This is a genomic window from Citrobacter freundii complex sp. 2025EL-00176 (assembly GCF_053309355.1).
On the sequence record NZ_JBRYHT010000015.1, the window covers coordinates 1 to 17,220 of the forward strand.

The 17,220-nt window shown below is 52.9% G+C and carries 18 protein-coding genes; 7 read left to right on the forward strand and 11 right to left on the reverse strand.

What is annotated here, in order from left to right:
- Positions 1–116 precede the first annotated feature (116 nt).
- The 4 genes from ACVXHP_RS20745 to yfbV all read right to left on the reverse strand — a co-directional run bounded on the left by ACVXHP_RS20745 (position 117) and on the right by yfbV (position 3,729).
- On the reverse strand, positions 117–1,949 hold the full coding sequence (locus tag ACVXHP_RS20745) for an SLC13 family permease (RefSeq protein ID WP_165407217.1): 1,833 nt from the start codon (positions 1,947–1,949) through the stop codon (positions 117–119).
- Between the two features lie 77 nt (positions 1,950–2,026).
- Complete coding sequence (locus ACVXHP_RS20750; protein ID WP_087051296.1) at positions 2,027–2,704, reverse strand: sugar phosphatase; 678 nt, start codon at positions 2,702–2,704, stop codon at positions 2,027–2,029.
- Positions 2,697–3,191, reverse strand: coding sequence for a YfbU family protein (locus ACVXHP_RS20755; protein ID WP_006683652.1), 495 nt, complete (start codon positions 3,189–3,191; stop codon positions 2,697–2,699). Before ACVXHP_RS20755 ends, ACVXHP_RS20750 begins: the two co-directional genes overlap by 8 nt.
- A gap of 82 nt (positions 3,192–3,273) precedes the next feature.
- On the reverse strand, positions 3,274–3,729 hold the full coding sequence (gene yfbV / locus ACVXHP_RS20760; RefSeq protein WP_038642312.1) for a terminus macrodomain insulation protein YfbV: 456 nt from the start codon (positions 3,727–3,729) through the stop codon (positions 3,274–3,276).
- Between the two features lie 339 nt (positions 3,730–4,068).
- On the opposite strand from yfbV, the gene ackA reads away from it, so the two are divergent.
- The 3 genes from ackA to yfcC all read left to right on the forward strand — a co-directional run bounded on the left by ackA (position 4,069) and on the right by yfcC (position 9,214).
- Positions 4,069–5,271, forward strand: coding sequence for an acetate kinase (gene ackA, locus ACVXHP_RS20765; protein ID WP_200005651.1), 1,203 nt, complete (start codon positions 4,069–4,071; stop codon positions 5,269–5,271).
- Between the two features lie 76 nt (positions 5,272–5,347).
- Positions 5,348–7,492 (forward strand): phosphate acetyltransferase, encoded by a 2,145-nt coding sequence (gene pta / locus ACVXHP_RS20770; RefSeq protein WP_200005649.1) that lies wholly within the window; start codon positions 5,348–5,350, stop codon positions 7,490–7,492.
- Positions 7,493–7,693: 201 nt separating this feature from the next.
- Positions 7,694–9,214: a putative basic amino acid antiporter YfcC gene (yfcC, locus tag ACVXHP_RS20775; protein WP_137360957.1), complete on the forward strand. Its 1,521-nt coding sequence runs from the start codon at positions 7,694–7,696 to the stop codon at positions 9,212–9,214.
- Between the two features lie 56 nt (positions 9,215–9,270).
- On the opposite strand, the gene yfcD is transcribed toward yfcC, so the two are convergent.
- Genes yfcD through yfcF form a run of 3 tightly spaced genes read right to left on the reverse strand, consistent with a single transcriptional unit; the run spans position 9,271 to position 11,133 of the window.
- Entirely contained in the window at positions 9,271–9,825 is a 555-nt protein-coding gene (gene yfcD, locus ACVXHP_RS20780; protein ID WP_042307083.1) for an NUDIX hydrolase YfcD, read from the reverse strand.
- Positions 9,826–9,881: 56 nt separating this feature from the next.
- Positions 9,882–10,433 carry a phosphodiesterase gene (yfcE, locus tag ACVXHP_RS20785; RefSeq protein ID WP_069323380.1) on the reverse strand — a complete coding sequence of 184 codons (552 nt, stop codon included), beginning with the start codon at positions 10,431–10,433 and terminating at the stop codon, positions 9,882–9,884.
- Between the two features lie 55 nt (positions 10,434–10,488).
- Entirely contained in the window at positions 10,489–11,133 is a 645-nt protein-coding gene (gene yfcF, locus ACVXHP_RS20790) for a glutathione transferase (RefSeq protein ID WP_042307079.1), read from the reverse strand.
- 134 nt (positions 11,134–11,267) lie between these two features.
- Between yfcF and yfcG the strand changes: the two genes are divergently transcribed.
- From yfcG to ACVXHP_RS20810, 4 genes are all read left to right on the forward strand, one after another.
- A complete protein-coding gene (gene yfcG / locus ACVXHP_RS20795; protein ID WP_304701294.1) occupies positions 11,268–11,903 on the forward strand; it encodes a GSH-dependent disulfide bond oxidoreductase in 636 nt (211 codons plus the stop codon).
- Between the two features lie 54 nt (positions 11,904–11,957).
- Positions 11,958–12,320: a dihydroneopterin triphosphate 2'-epimerase gene (gene folX, locus ACVXHP_RS20800; protein WP_038642324.1), complete on the forward strand. Its 363-nt coding sequence runs from the start codon at positions 11,958–11,960 to the stop codon at positions 12,318–12,320.
- Positions 12,321–12,339: 19 nt separating this feature from the next.
- Positions 12,340–13,233, forward strand: coding sequence for a TIGR01777 family oxidoreductase (locus ACVXHP_RS20805; RefSeq protein WP_447572114.1), 894 nt, complete (start codon positions 12,340–12,342; stop codon positions 13,231–13,233).
- Between the two features lie 71 nt (positions 13,234–13,304).
- Positions 13,305–13,820: a GNAT family N-acetyltransferase gene (locus tag ACVXHP_RS20810; RefSeq protein ID WP_447572115.1), complete on the forward strand. Its 516-nt coding sequence runs from the start codon at positions 13,305–13,307 to the stop codon at positions 13,818–13,820.
- A gap of 33 nt (positions 13,821–13,853) precedes the next feature.
- Here the strand turns inward: ACVXHP_RS20810 and hisP are convergent, their stop codons facing one another.
- From hisP to hisJ, 4 genes are all read right to left on the reverse strand, one after another.
- On the reverse strand, positions 13,854–14,627 hold the full coding sequence (hisP, locus tag ACVXHP_RS20815) for a histidine ABC transporter ATP-binding protein HisP (RefSeq protein ID WP_200005637.1): 774 nt from the start codon (positions 14,625–14,627) through the stop codon (positions 13,854–13,856).
- A 13-nt stretch (positions 14,628–14,640) separates the two neighbouring features.
- Complete coding sequence (gene hisM / locus ACVXHP_RS20820) at positions 14,641–15,348, reverse strand: histidine ABC transporter permease HisM (protein WP_003028116.1); 708 nt, start codon at positions 15,346–15,348, stop codon at positions 14,641–14,643.
- Positions 15,345–16,031, reverse strand: coding sequence for a histidine ABC transporter permease HisQ (locus ACVXHP_RS20825; RefSeq protein ID WP_200005635.1), 687 nt, complete (start codon positions 16,029–16,031; stop codon positions 15,345–15,347). The genes hisM and ACVXHP_RS20825 overlap by 4 nt, the downstream gene beginning before the upstream one ends.
- A 186-nt stretch (positions 16,032–16,217) precedes the next feature.
- Positions 16,218–17,000 carry a histidine ABC transporter substrate-binding protein HisJ gene (gene hisJ, locus ACVXHP_RS20830; protein WP_003028120.1) on the reverse strand — a complete coding sequence of 261 codons (783 nt, stop codon included), beginning with the start codon at positions 16,998–17,000 and terminating at the stop codon, positions 16,218–16,220.
- Between the last annotated feature and the right edge of the window lie 220 nt (positions 17,001–17,220).

A 17,220-nucleotide genomic window follows, 5' to 3' on the forward strand; every position in this document is an offset into this window, starting at 1 on the left:
AAGGCCTGATACGGCATGCGGGCTGCATGGCAGAAAGAACTGGCCGGTTCTCTCTGCACAGAAAGGATAATACAAGGTCTGATAAGCGCTGCGCCATCAGGCGTTTACTGCGGCGGTCAAAACGGAAACAGCATCGGGATCATCACCACGCACACCACCATCACGATCACCGTAAACGGCACGCCAATTTTCACGAAATCGCTGAAGCTATAGTTACCCGGCCCCAGCACCAGCGTGTTTACCGGCGAAGAGACCGGTGTCATAAAGGCTGCGGATGCCGCCATTGCAATCACCATCGCAAAAGGATACGGCGATACCCCCATCGACTTTGCCGCCGCCAGGGCAATTGGCGCCATGAGCACCGCCGTCGCAGTATTAGAGATAAATAACCCGATGCTCGCGCACAGCACGAACAGGCAGCCCAACATCATGTACGGGCCATACCCGCCGCCAACGTCCATCAGTCCTTTTACCACCAGATCGACACCGCCGGTTTTTTGTAGGGCCAGCGCGAAGGGCATCATCCCGACGATCAAAATAATGCTTGGCCAGTGAATCGCTTTGTAGGCGCTTTCGGCATCGATACAGCGGAATTTCCCCATCAGCAGGCAGGCGATAATTGCGGCAACCGTATTAGGAATTTCATCGGTGAGCATCAGGGCGACCATCAGCACCAGGCAGAAAATGGCATGGGGTGCCTGACTGTGCGCCGGGGAGGCCTCACTGACCTCAACCGGCATGTTCAACACCACGAAGTCGCGCCCTTTTTGTCCCAGCAGAGTGATGAGCTTCCAGTTCCCCACCACCAGAATAATATCCCCCATCAGCAACGGTTCATCCACCACCGCGCCTGCCAGCGCCGTCCCATCGCGTTTCAGGCCAACAACATTCAGCCCGTAACGCGTACGAAAAGCGATTTCCCGTACCGTTTTGCCAATCAGCTCCGATTCAGGGATCAGTGAAATCTCGGCCATGCCCACATCGAGCGCCTGCTCAGAGAAGTATTCCCCGCGCAGCACCATCGGCTCCAGCAGTTGCTCACTGCAAAATTCGCGCAGATCGACATCCGCTGCAGACATATCAATCAGCAGTACGTCACGGGCGCGAAACTCAGAAACCCCGTTAACGTCAACAATCACGCGACGAAAGCGTCGCCAGCGCTCCACGCCGATCACGTTCGCCCCGTAACGCTCACGCAGTTTCAGGTCGTCCAGACGTTGGCCAATCATCGGTGAACCAGGGCGAATCGCCAGACGGCGTGCACGCCCCGTGAGGCGATACTCTTTGATTAAATCGCGAAAGGTCCGGCGTTTCCAACCGTCACCCGGCTGGCCGGAGTCTTCGCCCTTCAGCATAAAGCGCATCAGCAGCATATAAATAATGCCAAGCACCAGAACCACCAGCCCCAGCGGAGTGACGCTAAAAAAGCTGAAACCGTTAAGTCCTTCGCGTAACAACTCACTGTTGACGACCAGGTTTGGTGGTGTCGCCACCAGCGTCATCATGCCACTGATCAATCCGGCGAAGCTCAGCGGCATCATCAGGCGTGAGGGAGAAATTTGCATGCGCATGGAAACGCTTAAGACAACCGGTATAAAGATAGCAACCACGCCGGTTGAACTCATAAACGCGCCGAGCCCGGCTACGGTTATCATCAGCAATACCAGCATTTTGACTTCACTGCTGCCGGCGACCTTCACCAGCCAGGCCCCCATCACCGTCGCCACCCCGGTACGCACCAGACCGTCGCCGATAATAAATAAAGCCGCTATCAAAATAACGTTAGGATCGCTGAACCCGGAAAAAGCTTCTGTGATGCTCAATGTTCCACTCAGAACAAAGGCAATAATGACCAGCAAAGCGATCGCGTCCATACGCACTCTGCCAGTTGCAAACAAGACGACGGCAATCGCCAGCAATGAGAGAACCCATATCAATTCACCGTTCACAACATATCCTTGTTAAATGAGAGGGATGGACCGATTCTGCCATAAAAAAGCCCCAACAATCTGGGGCTAAATCATGATCAGGTATTTCTTACAACGACCACATTTCCGTTGGGCTGTTTGGTCACAGAAATATGTTCCAGACTGGTCAGTGAAAAATCGACCTCATCCAGACGCGGCGTGTCCGCTGGCGCATTTACCGCTATGACATGGCACCCTGCCGCCAGTCCCGAGAGCACCCCTGCAGGCGCATCCTCAACTACCGCGCATTCCTGTGGCGCCAGGCCCAGTAGCTGAGCGCCTAACAGATAGGCGTCTGGCTCTGGTTTACCTCTTTTTACCCGTTCGGCAGTGACAAACACTTCAGGAGCAGGAAGTCCTGCGACACGATGGCGCGCCCGCGCGACCGGCATTGATCCAGAGGTCACAATCGCCCATGGAATGCCCGCTTTATTGAGATGGTTGAGCAAATCAACCGCCCCTGGCAGCGCGGTGATCCCCGCGGTTTCCGTCGCTTCGATCTGCTCCAGACGGGTGAACTCCGCAGCGATCTCCGCCTCGGACTTGCCCACCATAAAGTGTCGCAGGGAGGTAATGGCCTGCTTACCATGAATAAAGCCGAGCACCTCGGCGTGATCGAGGCCAAAACGATCGGCCCAGTTGCACCACGCGCGTTCTACTGCGGGTAAGGAATCGACCAGCGTTCCATCCAGATCAAACAGAAAACCTTTGCACTGCACGCTCGCCCCCTCAGGCATTAATGATTTGGTTAATTTCATTCGCGCTCAGATGATACTGGCGCGGGCAAGAGTGCCAGACATTCAGCATACGCTGATATTTTTCCCACATTGGGGTCTGGGCGTTGAAGCCATGCGTACCCGCATCAAAGTGGGTATAACGCCCTTCCACATTGACCATAAACCGTACATACCCGAGGAAACGGGCTTCCGTTGCGGCGTCAAAACCGAGGAAGGTCACGCGGCGCTCATCAATAGACTGCGCGTCTTTTAGATTAGTCCAGGACACATGTAATGCGTGATACATCTCCATAATATCGATAATCGTACGACAGGTTTCTTCCGTCAGCTCACCAAACTCACGATCCAGCTCGCGCATCTGCAAGCCGTAACCGCGTTCAATAATCGTCTGCAAACGACGATAACGCTCGGCGTTAGTGGGATCGAGCATAGTCATCATTTTGTACTGATTCGACAAAATCAGACGTTGAGCGTTGGTCATTTCCATTTGGGACTCCTGTATCACTACTACTGCGATGAAAAAAAAGAAGGCATTTGTGCCTTCTTTTATATGCGTAATCAGGGGTCAATTACAAATCATCGAGGAAAGTTTTATCCAGTTGTTTGAAGGCGCGCTTAAGCGTGTCAGCCAGCGCCTGATAATCAGGCTTTCCTTCTACCGGCGCGAGCGCCTGCCCGGCCTCTTGCAATTTGCCCCGAACTTCGTAGAACCAGTTGAGTATTGAAGGCGGCAGCGGCGTGACAGAACGTTTACCCAGCCACCACATGCCCTGCATCGGCAGGCTGAGCGCAAACAGCGCCGTCGCCACGGCCGGTCCCAACTGCCCGCCTAAAGCAATTTGCCAGCATAAGGTGAAGACAGCGATGGGCGGCATAAAACGGATTGCGTAACGCGTCATGCGGATCACGCGGTTCTCAACAAACACGGGCGCGAGACGCTTTTCCATTGGCCACGTCTTCGCATAGTGCTGTCCCCGGCGAAACAAACTAAAAAAATTGACGGAGCGATTATCCGGTGTCGACATGGCGGTTACCTCAACTTCACATATAAAAATTAAAAAATTTGTGCAAAACAACAACTACAAGGGACATCGTTCAAAACATTTTGTCTTTGATACCCACATTCAGGTATCCTGTGCCGGCCTGTAAGGCCTTTAGTCCAAAATCATTGAGTCGTCAAATTGGCATACAGTATGCCACTGGCTGAAAAATACGCAAAATGACATAGACTCAAAGGTATTTATTCCATCGTGCCCAAAAAGACTATGGCGCATGATGTTAATCATAAACGTCGGTGTCATCATGCGCTACGCTCTATGACTCCCTGACGTTTTTTTAGCCACGTATCATAAATAGGTACTTCCATGTCGAGTAAGTTAGTACTGGTTCTGAACTGCGGTAGCTCCTCACTGAAATTTGCCATCATCGATGCAGTAAACGGTGAAGAATACCTCTCTGGTTTAGCCGAATGTTTCCATCTCCCAGAAGCACGCATTAAGTGGAAAATGGACGGCGGTAAACAAGAAGCGGCTTTAGGTGCAGGCGCCGCTCACAGTGAAGCGCTGAACTTTATCGTTAACACTATTCTGGCACAAAAACCAGAATTGTCTGCGCAATTGACCGCTATCGGTCACCGTATCGTACACGGCGGCGAGAAGTATACCAGCTCTGTGGTGATCGATGATTCCGTTATCCAGGGCATCAAAGATTCTGCCTCTTTCGCACCGCTGCATAACCCTGCTCACCTGATCGGTATCGCAGAAGCGCTGAAATCCTTCCCGAACCTGAAAGACAAAAACGTGGCTGTGTTCGACACCGCGTTCCATCAGACGATGCCGGAAGAGTCTTACCTGTATGCTCTGCCGTACAGCCTGTACAAAGAACACGGCGTTCGTCGTTACGGCGCGCACGGCACCAGCCACTTCTTCGTCACCCAGGAAGCGGCAAAAATGCTGAACAAACCGGTTGATGAACTGAACATCATCACTTGCCACCTGGGCAACGGCGGTTCTGTATCTGCTATCCGTAACGGTAAATGTGTTGATACCTCCATGGGTCTGACCCCACTGGAAGGTCTGGTGATGGGTACGCGTTCCGGTGACATCGACCCGGCGATCATCTTCCACCTGCACGACACCCTGGGCATGAGCGTTGACCAGATCAACAAAATGCTGACCAAAGAGTCCGGCCTGCTGGGTCTGACCGAAGTCACCAGCGACTGCCGTTATGTTGAAGATAACTACGCAACCAAAGAAGACGCTAAACGTGCAATGGACGTTTACTGCCACCGTCTGGCGAAGTACATCGGTTCTTACACTGCGCTGATGGATGGTCGTCTGGATGCGGTTGTCTTCACCGGTGGTATCGGTGAAAACGCAGCGATGGTTCGTGAACTGTCTCTGGGCAAACTGGGCGTTCTGGGCTTTGAAGTTGACCACGAACGTAACCTGGCCGCACGTTTCGGCAAATCTGGTTTCATCAACAAAGAAGGTACCCGTCCTGCGGTGGTTATCCCAACCAACGAAGAACTGGTTATCGCGCAAGACGCGAGCCGTCTGACTGCCTGATTTCACACCGCCAGCCTAGCTGGCGGTGCTGTTTTGTAACCCGCCTGAAATGGGCGGTAACGAAAGAGGATAAACCGTGTCCCGTATTATTATGCTGATCCCTACCGGAACCAGCGTCGGCCTGACCAGCGTCAGCCTCGGCGTGATCCGCGCTATGGAACGCAAAGGCGTTCGTCTGAGCGTCTTTAAACCCATCGCTCAGCCTCGTGCCGGTGGCGATGCGCCAGACCAGACTACCACTATCGTTCGCGCGAACTCTAACCTGCCAGCTGCTGAGCCGCTGAAGATGAGCCACGTTGAATCTCTGCTCTCCAGCAATCAGAAAGATGTGCTGATGGAAGAGATCATCGCGAATTACCACGCGAACACCAAAGATGCTGAAGTCGTACTGGTTGAAGGCCTGGTCCCAACCCGTAAACATCAGTTCGCGCAGTCTCTGAACTACGAAATCGCGAAAACGCTGAATGCGGAAATCGTCTTCGTGATGTCTCAGGGCACCGATACCCCGGAACAGCTGAACGAGCGTATTGAACTGACTCGCAGCAGCTTCGGCGGCGCGAAAAACACCAACATCACTGGCGTTATCGTTAACAAACTGAACGCGCCGGTTGATGAGCAGGGCCGCACTCGCCCGGATCTGTCCGAGATTTTCGACGACTCTTCCAAAGCGCAGGTGATCAAAGTTGATCCGGCTAAACTGCAAGAATCCAGCCCGCTGCCGGTTCTGGGCGCGGTGCCATGGAGCTTCGATCTGATCGCTACCCGTGCAATCGATATGGCGCGTCACCTGAACGCCACCATCGTTAACGAAGGCGATATCAACACCCGTCGCGTTAAGTCTGTGACTTTCTGCGCACGCAGCATTCCGCACATGCTGGAGCACTTCCGCGCAGGTTCTCTGCTGGTGACCTCTGCCGACCGTCCTGACGTGCTGGTCGCAGCATGTCTGGCAGCGATGAACGGCGTCGAAATCGGTGCACTGCTGCTGACCGGCGGCTACGAAATGGACGCGCGTATTAACAAACTGTGCGAACGTGCATTCGCTACCGGCCTGCCGGTATTCATGGTGAACACCAACACCTGGCAGACCTCTCTGAGCCTGCAGAGCTTCAATCTGGAAGTTCCGGTTGACGATCACGAGCGCATCGAAAAAGTTCAGGAATACGTTGCTAACTACATCAACGCTGACTGGATTGAATCTCTGACCGCGACCTCTGAGCGCAGCCGTCGCCTGTCTCCGCCAGCATTCCGTTATCAGCTGACCGAGCTGGCGCGTAAAGCGGGCAAACGCGTTGTTCTGCCGGAAGGCGACGAACCGCGTACTGTTAAAGCGGCCGCTATCTGTGCTGAACGCGGTATCGCTACCTGCGTTCTGTTGGGTAACCCGGACGAGATCACCCGCGTTGCGGCCTCTCAGGGCGTTGAGCTGGGCGCTGGCGTAGAAATCGTTGATCCAGATGTGGTTCGCGAAAGCTACGTTGCTCGCCTGGTTGAGCTGCGTAAGAACAAAGGCATGACCGAAACCGTTGCCCGCGAACAGCTGGAAGACAACGTGGTTCTCGGTACCCTGATGCTGGAGCAGGACGACGTTGACGGTCTGGTTTCTGGTGCCGTTCACACCACCGCGAACACCATTCGTCCGCCGCTGCAGCTGATCAAAACTGCGCCGGGTAGCTCGCTGGTGTCTTCCGTGTTCTTCATGCTGCTGCCGGAACAGGTTTACGTTTACGGTGACTGCGCGATCAACCCGGATCCGACTGCTGAACAACTGGCAGAAATCGCCATTCAGTCCGCTGAGTCCGCGATTGCCTTCGGTATCGAACCGCGCGTTGCGATGCTCTCCTACTCCACCGGCACCTCTGGTGCAGGTAGCGACGTAGAGAAAGTTCGCGAAGCGACTCGTCTGGCGCAGGAAAAACGTCCTGACCTGATGATCGACGGTCCGCTGCAGTACGACGCCGCAGTTATGGCTGACGTAGCGAAATCCAAAGCGCCGAACTCGCCGGTTGCCGGTCGCGCTACCGTGTTCATCTTCCCGGATCTGAACACCGGTAACACCACCTACAAAGCGGTACAGCGTTCTGCCGACCTGATCTCCATCGGGCCGATGCTGCAGGGTATGCGCAAGCCGGTGAACGACCTGTCCCGTGGCGCGCTGGTTGACGATATCGTCTATACCATCGCTCTGACCGCGATTCAGTCTTCCCAGCAGCAGAAGTAATTTGCTGCGGTGTGCCGGATCTCTTATCCGGTAACACCTCTGCTTATCAAACCGGAAATAGCTGATATTTCCGGTTTTTTTATATCTGTTTTTTTCTTTGGTACATTCTGAAATATTTGCCAGGATGCGCTGCATCAATGAATAACTATTCTTCTGTTTGCATACTTACTCTCTTTTGCATTGCAACAGGGATAGTCTTTCATGTCAGCAGTCACAGAATCACAGCCAGCCAAAAAATGGGCGATGCCCGATACGCTGGTGATTATTTTTTTCGTCGCCATTTTAACCAGCCTGGCGACATGGGTTGTTCCAGTCGGGATGTTCGACAGCCAGGAAGTGCAGTATCAGGTTGATGGACAAACCAAAACCCGTAACGTTGTCGATCCCCACTCTTTTCGTATTCTGACCAACGACGCGGGTGAAGAGCAGTATCACCGGGTGCAGTTTTTCACCACCGGAGATGAACGCCCCGGCCTGATGAATTTTCCGTTTGAAGGCTTAACCTCCGGGTCTAAATTCGGCACGGCGGTTGGTATCATCATGTTTATGCTGGTGATTGGCGGCGCATTTGGCATCGTTATGCGTACAGGCACCATTGATAATGGCATTCTGGCGCTCATTCGTCATACGCGGGGTAACGAAGTTCTGTTTATCCCGGTGCTGTTTATTCTCTTCTCGTTAGGCGGCGCGGTGTTTGGCATGGGCGAAGAAGCGGTTGCTTTTGCCATTATCATTGCGCCGTTGATGGTACGCTTAGGTTACGACAGTATCACCACCGTGCTGGTCACCTATATTGCCACCCAAATTGGTTTTGCCAGTTCATGGATGAACCCGTTCTGCGTGGTGGTCGCGCAGGGTATTGCAGGCGTCCCGGTACTCTCTGGTTCCGGTCTGCGGATCGTAGTATGGGTCGTTGCGACCCTGATAGGGTTGACCTTCACCCTGGCCTACGCAGCGCGCATCAAAAAAAATCCGCTTCTCTCCCGGGTACATGAGTCCGACCGCTTCTTTCGCGAACAGCAGGACGAGGTTGTAGAACGACGCTTCACGCTGGGCGACTGGCTGGTGTTGCTGGTACTGACCGCGGTGATGATTTGGGTCGTCTGGGGCGTTATCGTCAACGCGTGGTTTATTCCTGAGATCGCCAGCCAGTTCTTCACGATGGGACTGGTGATTGGCATCATCGGTGTGGTGTTCCGTCTCAACGGCATGACGGTCAACGTCATGGCATCTTCATTCACTGAAGGTGCGCGAATGATGATTGCTCCGGCCCTGCTGGTGGGTTTCGCCAAAGGCATATTACTGCTGGTCGGTAACGGTGAGGCGGGCGAAGCCAGCGTATTAAATACCCTGCTGCACAGCATTGCCAACGGTATCAGCGGGCTGGATAACGCTATCGCTGCATGGTTTATGCTACTATTCCAGGCGGTATTTAATTTCTTCGTCACGTCCGGCTCTGGCCAGGCTGCATTGACCATGCCGTTATTAGCGCCGCTGGGCGATCTGGTTGGCGTAAACCGTCAGGTCACCGTACTGGCCTTCCAGTTTGGCGACGGATTCAGCCACATTATCTATCCGACGTCGGCATCATTGATGGCAACGTTAGGCGTTTGTCGGGTGGATTTTCGTAACTGGCTGAAAGTGGGGGCCACGCTGTTGGGCCTGCTGTTTATTATGTCCAGCGTGGTGGTGATTGGTGCGCAGATAATGGGTTACCATTAAAAAATGATTGCCCGGCCTACATGATTTCTCGACGCTGTAGGCCGGATGAGCAGATTTTACTCAGCTTCTTCCTGCTTTTCGGCTTTCGCCCCTTCATTCTTGGCGTTGCGGGTCATCCACAACGCCAGCGCTTTCAGCGAATCCGGCGTAAATTCATCACAGCGCGCGGTGATCTCTTCCGGCGTCAGCCAGCAAACTTCACTGACCTCTTCTTCCTGTAATGCGAACGGTCCGTGGGACACACAGCTAAACAGCCCCCCCCAGACGCGACAATTCTGGTCTTCAAAATAAAACTGACCGTGCTCGGCAAACGGCACACCCGCAATCCCCAACTCCTCTTCCGCTTCACGGCGCGCTGAGTCCAGTAGCTGCTCGTCAGCCTGAACAACACCGCCAGCGGTGGCATCCAGCATGCCGGGCAAAAAATCTTTTGTCTCTGTCCTACGCTGAACCAGAATTTTGCCCATACCATCGTGCACCACGATATACGTCGCACGATGGCGTAAGCGTTGCGCCCGCATTTGTTCCCGGCTGGACTGTGCGATGACTTCGTTGTCTTCATTCACAATATCCACCCATTCCGTACTTGCCAAATGACGCTGTTCCACCATCAGGAAACCTTCTTTTTTCTGGCGCTCTTACGGCGCGTTTATGTTTGTGGGGTAAATTACGGATTAATCTCGATCTGTGCAATAACACTTTGATCATTGAGTGCCATGACGCTGAGAACATTATCATCCAGAATCCCGTAGCTTGCCGCAAAGCCTCCTTTCGGGATGCTTACCGAGCCGGGGTTAAAGTGATAGACATCCCCTTGCAACTCGGCAACCGGCAGATGCGTATGGCCATAAACCAGGACATCTCCCGCGCTGAGCGCTGGCATATTTTGCGGGCCAAAAAGATGCCCGTGCGTCAAAAAGAGTCGCTGATTTTCTGTCAGAATTTGCTGCCACGGCGCGGTTATCGGAAAATGCAGGAGCATCTGATCCACTTCGCTGTCGCAATTGCCACGCACCGCGATAATCCGCGCAGCCAGTTCATTCAACCGTTCTGCAACCTGCGCGGGCGCATAGCCTTCCGGCAACGCATTACGCGGTCCGTGATTTAAAACATCACCCAATATCACCAGCCATTGCGCACCGCTTGCGCTAAACAGTTCGAGTACGCGTTCCGTGGCTGGCAACGAACCATGAATGTCCGATGCGAACATCAGTTTCATCACTCACTCCTCGTTGAAAAGTACCTTGTTATGATACTGGATTACGCTTCGATGGTCAGCAGGAACGCTTCGCTGAAAGCGCGATAAAACGCTGAACTGAAGCGCGCTGCCACTGGAAGGTGGCATATTCCGCAAGCGCTTCTGGCACCTCATCGCCGTTAAGGACCAGACGATTAAGCATTAGCGCTAAATCGCAATCAGCGATACACCATTCGCCAAATAAATTCTGTTTCCCGTGGCTCAGTAAACTGCTCGCAGTGGCGAACAATTTTTCCGCACTGGCTTTTCCGGCTTCGCTCAACGGCGCTTTTTTCACGCCAGCAAAAACCACATCCGTTGAACGCTCTTCACGAATAGGCATCAGATCGCTGCGGATCCACGCCTGCACCTGGCGAGCCCGCGCGCGTTTTTGCACATCATGTGGGTAGATGCGCTCCCACTGCGGCGGGGCAAAGCTCTCTTCCAGAAACTCAGTAATTGCCGATGATTCGCTCAGTTCGAAATCGTCAATCTCCAGGACCGGCACACGGCGCGTCAACGCATAACCTTGCCATGAAGGTTGCAAGTGTTCACCGCTGTTGAGATCAACAGTTTTCAGCGTAAAAGGTAGCCCTTTCTCTTGCAGAGCGACATAAACAGACAGCACGTAAGGGGAGAAAAAATTGGCATCTGACCACAGCGTAATTGCAGGTTTGCTCATAACGTCCTCTGAAGTGTATTGGCTTGCCTTCAAAATATAGAGTCTTTCTCTCGCTGTCACTTGATGAAAACTCACGCACGCCAACAGGCTCTATACTTGTAATGACCTGGTTCATGACAAAACGGACGCTGAAAATGATCGATCTCTATTACACGCCATCGCCAAACGGTCACAAAATCACGCTGTTTCTTGAAGAAGCGCAGCTGCAATACCGTCTGATTCATGTCGATATCAGCAAAGGTAGTCAGTTTCGTCCTGATTTTCTGCAGATCTCGCCGAACAACAAAATCCCGGCCATTATCGACAATGCGCCGCAGGACGGCGGAAGCCCGATCAGCCTGTTTGAGTCCGGAGAAATTTTACTCTATCTGGCGGAAAAGAGCGGTAAGCTGCTGAGCGGTGAGTTGCGTGAGCGCCACACCACGCTGCAATGGCTGTTCTGGCAGGTCAGCGGCCTGGGTCCCATGCTCGGTCAGAATCACCATTTCAGCCATTACGCCCCACAGACGATCCCCTACGCCATTGAAAGATACCAGGTTGAAACCCAGCGCCTGTACAACGTGATGAATAAACGTTTGGAAAACTCCCCCTGGCTGGGGGGCGATCACTATAGCATTGCCGACATAGCCTGCTGGCCATGGATTCATGCCCACCAACGTCAGCGTATCGACCTAGACAATTACCCGGCGGTTAATAACTGGCATGAGCGCATCCGTACGCGGCCCGCCACGGAACGCGCCATGCAGCAAGCGCAGAGTGAGAAGCGGTAACCCGGTTCGATTCTCGTGTATCATGAATAGGTTCATACATGGAGGAAACCTGCAATGTCACAACCTGACGCGATTATTCGTATAAAAAACCTTCGTCTGCGCACCTTTATCGGCATCAAAGAAGAGGAGATCCTTAACCGCCAGGATATCGTCATCAACATTGCCATTCATTATCCGGCAGACAAAGCCCGTATCAGCGAAGATATCAACGACGCGCTGAATTATCGCACTATCACCAAAAGCATCATTGCGCACGTGGAGAGTAACCGCTTCTCACTATTAGAAAAATTAACTCAAGATGTGCTCGATATCGCACGCGAACATCACTGGGTCACTTATGCTGAAGTAGAGATCGATAAACTTCACGCATTGCGTTACGCCGACTCAGTATCCATGACCCTGAGCTGGCAGCGCTAAACGTAACCCAGGAGGCGACATGCAGATTCTGATTACCGGCGGTACTGGCCTGATTGGACGTCATCTGATCCCCCGCCTGCTCGAACTGGGGCATCAGATTACCGTAGTGACACGTACCCCTGATAAGGCGCGTCAGATTCTCGACTCTCGGGTCACGTTGTGGAAGGGGCTGGCAGAACAGCAAAATCTCGATGGCATTGATGCCGTGATTAATCTTGCCGGAGAGCCTATTGCCGATAAGCGCTGGAGCGCTGAGCAAAAGGAGCGTCTGTGTCAGAGTCGCTGGGGCATCACGCAGAAACTGGTCGATTTAATCCACGCCAGCGAGACGCCGCCCGCGGTGTTAATATCCGGTTCCGCTACCGGTTACTACGGCGATCTGGGCGAAGTTGTCGTCACGGAAGAAGAGCCGCCGCATAACGAATTTACCCATAAGCTGTGTGCCCGCTGGGAGCAAATTGCCAGCACTGCGCAAAGTGACAAAACCCGCGTGTGCATGTTGCGTACCGGCGTGGTATTGGCCTCTGCTGGCGGGATTCTGGGGAAAATGGTCCCGCCATTCCGTCTTGGTTTAGGCGGGCCAATAGGTAACGGACGCCAGTATCTGGCCTGGATCCATATTGATGATATGGTCAACGGCATTATCTGGCTGCTGGATAACGATCTGCGCGGCCCCTTCAATATGGTTTCACCGTATCCGGTACACAATGAGCAGTTTGCCCACGCGCTGGGCCATGCCTTAAATCGCCCAGCCATTCTGCGCGTTCCCGCTAGCATAATACGTCTACTGATGGGCGAGTCTTCCGTGCTGGTTCTCGGCGGACAGCGGGCCTTACCCAAACGCCTGGAAGCGGCCGGTTTCGCGTTTCGCTGGTACGATTTAGAAGAGGCGCTAGCGGATGTTATCCGATAGTTGCTCAGCGCTATTCACATTCGCCGTTGCGATGGTAAGGTTATAGACCAGACTTCCGCAATGGCGACGTTATGGCAAAAATATCGACTCCCCGGCTTACCCTCTCTTTGTTTCAATTTTCTGACTGGTCATTTTTCCAGAGACTACGTGAAAGTCCTGAAGTCATGCGCTATATGGGCGACATCGCCCCAGCGAAGGATACGCGTCTGTTATTCGCCAGACGCCTTGCCGCACAGCACACATTTGTAATTCGCGAGCATAACAACCCGATGCCGCTCGGCGATATCGGTCTGCAAATCAGTCATCTTTATCCGCAGGAGGCCGACCTCGGTTACGCCCTCATGCCACATGCGCAAGGGAAAGGTATTGCCAGCGAAGCCGTGCGCGCGGTGTGCCAGTATGCCTTTGAACATGCTGGCGTCACAGCGATAAATGCTTACGTGCTGGCAGAGAATAAGGGGTCAATACGTGTTCTGGAAAAGACGGGCTTTGTACGAACGCAGGTGCTGGGAAAAGCGTATGAAATTAATGGGATCGCGCACGATGACTGGGTGTATCGCCTGGAGTGCGATGTGTTAAAGCGGTAGGCCCGGAAAGCGTAGCGCCTCCGGGCAACGGAATTACTTCAGCGATCCTTTGAGGAACTGCTGCAAGCGCGGGCTTTGCGGGTTGCCGAATACCTGCTCCGGGTCGCCCTCTTCTTCAATTTTCCCCTGATGCAGAAAAATGACGTGCGTGGAAACATGACGGGCAAAACCCATTTCGTGGGTTACGACCACCATGGTTTTCCCCTCTTCGGCCAGCTGTTGCATGATGCGCAGCACTTCACCGACCAGCTCTGGGTCAAGCGCCGAGGTGGGTTCATCAAACAGCAACACCTCCGGTTCCATCGCCAGCGCACGCGCAATAGAAACGCGCTGCTGCTGACCACCAGACAAATGCACCGGATATTTGCCCTGAGCTCGCTCATCAATACCCACTTTAGCCAGATACTTCACCGCGCGTGCGCGGGCTTCCTGCTTGCTCAGTCCCAGTACCTGAATCGGCGCTTCCATGACGTTTTCCAGCACCGTCATGTGACTCCACAGATTAAAGTGCTGAAAGACCATGGTCAGTCTTGTGCGCAGCAAACGCAGCTGATTTTTGTCCGCAACCTTGAGCTGGCCGTCTTTGTCACGCACCAGACCAATGTTCTGCCCACTGACGACAATGGAACCGGCGCTCGGTTTTTCAAGAAAGTTAATGCAGCGCAGAAAGGTGCTTTTACCGGAGCCTGACGAGCCGATAATACTGATAACATCACCCGCATTAGCCTGCAGCGATACCCCTTTCAGCACTTCATGTTCGCCGTAGTGCTTATGTAAATCGATAACGTTTAATTTATTCTCAGACATCGTGTTACTCGAATTATTTAGAGGATACATGCTGCAACCAGCGTTTTTCCGCTTTACGGAACAGGCTGATCAGGACATACGAAATAATCAAATACAGCACCGCGGCAATACCGAAAGCGGTAAACGGCTGATACGTTGCCGAGTTGATATCGCGGGCGATTTTCAACAAGTCAGGCACCGTGGCGGTAAACGCCAGCGCCGTGGAGTGCAGCATTAAAATCACTTCATTGCTGTATGCCGGCAGCGCAATACGCAGCGCGGAAGGCAAAATTATGCAGCGATACAGTTTGAATGACGAGAAACCGTAAGCGCGCGCGGCTTCAATCTCACCGTGCGGCACAGAACGAATCGCCCCGGCGAAAATCTCCGTTGTATAGGCGCAGGTATTCAGCGTCAACGCCAGGACGGTGCAATTCAATCCGCTGCGGAAAAACGCGTTGAGGAAGTCCGTTCCTTTGACGATCTCCAGCGTATACATCCCGGAATAAAACACCAGCAGCTGTACATACAGCGGTGTCCCACGAAAAATATAGGTGAATAACCAGATGGGAAACTGAATAAATTTATTACTGGAAACGCGACCAATCGCCAAAAACAGCGCCAGTATCCCGCCCATCACCACCGACGAAATTAGCAGCCACAGAGTAATAGCAACGCCGGTGTAGCGATATCCGTCGGTCCATAGCAGGGACTTCCAGTATTCCTGAATAATCTCAATCACAGGTCAGCCCTCTTCACACCCACGGAGTAGCGGCGCTCAAGGTATAGCAGCACACCATTAGAAGCCGTGGTAAACACCAGATAGATGACCCCGCACACGACGGCAAAATAGAACGGCTCCCAGGTACTCTTCCCGGCAAGCTGAGTGGCTTTCACCACATCTTCCAGACCGAGCAGCGATACCAACGCCGTGGCTTTGAGAATAACCTGCCAGTTATTACCAATTCCCGGTAAGGCATAGCGCATCATTGCCGGGAACATAATGCGGCGAAATATTTGTGAACTGGTAAAGCCGAATGCCGTCGCGGCTTCAATATGGCCTTTGGGCACAGCCATAAACGCACCGCGGAACGTTTCGGTAAAGTAGGCCCCGTAGATAAATCCGAGCGTGATTATCCCCGCAACCATCGGATCGATATCAATCTGGCTAACTCCCATTGCATCGGTAATGGTATTCAGCGCGATTTGTAATCCATAGAAGATGAGCAACATTAAGACCAGATCGGGCACGCCGCGGATAAGCGTGGTGTACGCTTCGAAAATAAGCCCCAGCGCCCGGCTTTGCGACAGTTTTGCTGCCGCGCCGACAAGGCCTATCAGAACCGCCAGCACCACTGAGCTGAGGGCCAGCTCAAGCGTAACAATTGCGCCCTGTAAAATAACACCTGAAAAGCCATACAACATGCTGCCTGTCCTGTCGTGTGTGGTGGAGTAATAAGCCTCTTTTGATTTCAGACTAACCGTTCAATGCCGGATGGCGGCTTTGCCTTATCCGGCCTACAAAATCAATGTAGGCCTGATAAGCGCAGCGCCATCAGGCATAAATTCAACGCGTCAGAAATCTACGGGCTTTATCAGCACCTGCGGTGATTAACCGCCGTAAACATCAAAATCGAAGTACTTTTTAGCCAGCTTCTCGTAAGTGCCGTCAGCGCGCATCTCAGCAAAGGCTTTATTCAGTGCTTCGCGCAGCTCGTTATCGTCTTTACGCAGTCCCATACCGGTACCCACGCCAAACAATTTCTCGTCTTTCACAGACGGGCCGCCGAATTTGTAATCTTTACCAACTGGCTGTTTCAGGAAGCCTTCGCTGGCGGCGACTTCATCCTGGAATGCGGCGTCAATACGCCCGGCAGTCAGGTCAGAATAGATGTTGTCTTGCCCCTGATAGGAGACAATTTCAATGCCTTTTGGCGCCCAGTGTTCGTTGCCGAACGTTTCCTGAGTGGTGCCCTGCAGTACGCCGACACGTTTGCCTTTCAGCGACTCAATGGTCGGCTGAATAGCAGAATCCTTAGCGACAACCAGACGCGAGTCGGCTGCATAAAGCTTGTCGGTAAACGCGATCTCTTGCTGACGTTTTTCCGTAATGGAAAGCGAAGACATAATCGCATCGATTTTCTTCGCTTTTAGCGAAGGGATCAGCGCGTCCAGCGGGTTTTCCACGAAAGTACATTGTGTATTAATACGTTTGCATAGCTCTTTAGCCAGATCGATATCAAAACCGACTAATTCACCCTGCGCATTTTTCGATTCGAACGGCGCATAAGTAGGATCGGTGCCGATACGAATTTTTTGCGGAATGGCTGCAAATGCTGCGGTAGCACTGGAGAAAGCCAGGACCAGAGAAAGAGACAACACCAGTTTTTTCATAACTATCCTCAACAGACTGTCTTTTATAGGGGATCTTTACAGGACCAGGTGCAGTTATCGTGCCATTAATCAGGCCGACAAGGCAAAGCATTCTACCTTGTCGGCGGTATTTTTTTGCATGAAAAGCGCTTAAGTATGCACTCATGCTTATTAAGTCAGCGATAAAGGCACCAAAATAGTGCACTGAATTCGTGATGCACCGTAATGGTTACCCGCAATG